Below are 2,781 nucleotides of genomic sequence, written 5' to 3'. Positions count from 1 at the left end.
CTGTGGCTATTTTAGCGTTTTTAGCAGACTTCTTAATTGCGATGTTTGAACGTTATATTCAAAATCGTCGTCACAGTAAGAAGAAAAAACAAAAAGTCGTCATTGTAGTATTGAGTGCTATGATTGTTTTTGCAGCGAGTTTGTTTTATGCACCCCATAAAGATAAAACAATCCATATTGCTACAAAACCAATGACTGAGGAATTTGTCATTGGTGAAATGCTGAAAATGCTGATTGAACAAAGAACAGATATTGATGTAGAACTTACAAAAGGTGTTGGAGGAGGGACAAGTAATATTCATCCTGCTATGTTAAGTGGTGAATTTGATATTTATCCTGAATATACTGGAACAGCATGGAATTTTGTGCTTAAAGAAATAGCTTTTCCAGATGAAGAAACATTGTATAAGCAGTTGGTAGAAAAGTATCAAGTTCAATATCAATTAGATTGGGTTGGATTATATGGTTTTAATAATACATATGGTATAGCAGTCACAAAAGAATTAGCTAATCGTTATAACTTAAAATCGTATTCAGATTTAGCAGCTATTTCAAGTCAATTGATATTTGGTAGTGAGTATGATTTCTATGAGCGTGATGATGGCTATAAAGCTATGAGTGAAGCTAATGATTTCCATTTTAAAAAGACAGTAGATTTAGATATTGGATTAAAATATGATGCTTTACGTAAAAATCAAGTTGATGTTATTATTGTCTTTACAACAGATGGGCAATTAAGTGATTCAGAAATTGTTTTATTAGAAGATGATCAGCATTATTTTGAAACATATTATGCTGGAAGCGTTGTGAGACAAACTGTTTTAGAAGAATATCCTGAATTAAAATCAGTTCTTATGTTAATGGATGGATTGATTAGTGAGAAAGAAATGGCAACAATGAATTATCAAGTAGAACAAGAAAAGAAAAATGATAAGGATGTTGCAAAAGCATTCCTTCAAAGCAAAGGATTATGGGAGGAGTCAAAAGATGAGTAGTATACGTTTGGAACATATTGATAAAGCATATGATGATAATCAAATTTTAAAAGATTTCTCAGTTGAGATTGACTCCCATGAAATGATTAGTGTTATTGGAGGAAGTGGTAGTGGAAAAACGACAATGTTAAAGCTCATTAATGGTTTGTTACTACCTGATCAGGGACACGTTTATATTGATGGTGTTGATATTCAAACAATCAATCAAAATGAATTAAGAAGACATATTGGTTATGTTATTCAAAATATAGGACTTTTCCCACATATGAACATTGAAGATAATATTTCTTATGTATTAAGACTTCAAAAAACAGATCCTCAAATGATTAAAGAAAGAGTTCATGAACTGATAGTTATGATGGATTTGGATCAAGATATCTTAAAAAGGTATCCTGATGAACTAAGTGGTGGACAAAAACAACGTATTGGTATTGCAAGAGCTTTAGCAGCTAATCCTCAGATTATTCTGATGGATGAAGCTTTTGGAGCTGTTGATGAAATTACCAGACATGGCTTACAAGATGAACTTTTACGTATTCATCAAAAAGTTCCATTTACACTTGTTTTTGTTACTCATAACATACAGGAAGCTCTTCGCTTAGGAGATCGTGTTATGATTATGAAAGATGGTCATATTGAGCAATTTGATACAAGCCAAAATATTTTAGATCATCCTCAAACTGACTTTGTCAAACAATTATTATCATATTTATAGAAACACAGGTCCAATAGCCTTTGTTTTTTTTGTTATTTAACCTTATATTCTTTAATTATTATTTTTTCTACTGAATATCTTGGTTGGATATTCAATATATAGTATAATAAGTATAGATATGAATGCTTTACAATCATAAAATGAGGTAGCAAATCTCTAATGAGTAAGAGGATATTGGAAGAGGAGTATATGGCGCCATGCTGATGGCTGACTCTTTATGTGATTAGAGATTATTTCTAACCCAATATTAATCTATGCAAACTTTAAAAATATGTGAGTCATAATAAGAGGGTGAAAAAATGAAGAAACTTATTTATGGAATAGGATTTGCAATAGCTATTATCATTATAGCTATTTATATGATGATACGAATACCAAAAAACACTGAGATGAACTGGTATTCATCAGTTAAAAACTTTCAATCAAGTCTAGGAGATGACTTTTATGATTTCTATCATCCTAAGTCATATTTTGATAGTTCTGTGCTAAAGAAAACATTATCTGAGATTGATAATATAAGATTTTATGGTACATTTAAGGGTCAAGATCATTCATATTATTTTTGGTTTGATGAGAATAATGATCAATTTGGAACTCTTAAAGTGAAGTATACTGTTTCTAAGAATCATAAAGGTTATACACACCCACAAAGAAGTGATTATCAATTAATAGATAAAGAGTCAGGAATTTATTATACTACTCAAGGAGAATCAGATATAGAACTTTTACATCGTTATAATTCTAAACACTTTATAGAAGTTGCTATTGATTGCGAAAATAAGCAAAATAATGATATGAAATCCTTAAAAGATATTGCACTTGATATGATGAAAGATAGTATTCAATTAAATAAAAATAATGAACATATTGATTAAGTTTTGCATATATTTTAATAACTTCATTTCTATAATGAGTGATAAATAATAAATTAATAAAATATTTTTTTATTGACAATTTGTTTTATCTCATTTATAGTAGTAAAAAATAAACCATTGATGTGGAGATAAAAATAGATCGTGCACTACTAGAGAGCTTGGTGGGTGGAACCTAGCAGAACGCAGCCTATTAAAT

Annotated in this window: 3 protein-coding genes; all 3 read left to right on the top strand. The window is 29.7% G+C overall.

The features are described from left to right. Positions 1-995: glycine betaine ABC transporter substrate-binding protein (locus tag ACLR9T_RS13665; RefSeq protein WP_413110046.1), on the top strand; the 995-nt coding region annotated here is incomplete at its 5' end. Further along, positions 988-1,710, top strand: coding sequence for an ATP-binding cassette domain-containing protein (locus ACLR9T_RS13660; protein ID WP_412874628.1), 723 nt, complete (start codon positions 988-990; stop codon positions 1,708-1,710). The genes ACLR9T_RS13665 and ACLR9T_RS13660, both read left to right, overlap by 8 nt. A gap of 299 nt (positions 1,711-2,009) precedes the next feature. Further along, on the top strand, positions 2,010-2,585 hold the full coding sequence (locus ACLR9T_RS13655; RefSeq protein WP_412874627.1) for a lipoprotein 17-related variable surface protein: 576 nt from the start codon (positions 2,010-2,012) through the stop codon (positions 2,583-2,585). Positions 2,586-2,781 lie beyond the last annotated feature (196 nt).

The sequence above is a fragment of the Thomasclavelia sp. genome (assembly GCF_047249845.1).
Classification (GTDB): Bacteria; Bacillota_I; Bacilli_A; order Erysipelotrichales; family Coprobacillaceae; genus Thomasclavelia.
The sequence above is the reverse complement of the archived record's forward strand: the minus strand, read 5'-3'. Positions and strand labels throughout refer to the sequence as shown.

What these genes read in the sequence shown, in the direction of transcription:
- ACLR9T_RS13660 (WP_412874628.1), top strand. Translation starts at nt 988, where the DNA reads ATGAGTAGTATACGTTTGGAACATATTGATAAAGCATATGATGATAAT.
- ACLR9T_RS13655 (WP_412874627.1), top strand. Translation starts at nt 2,010, where the DNA reads ATGAAGAAACTTATTTATGGAATAGGATTTGCAATAGCTATTATCATT.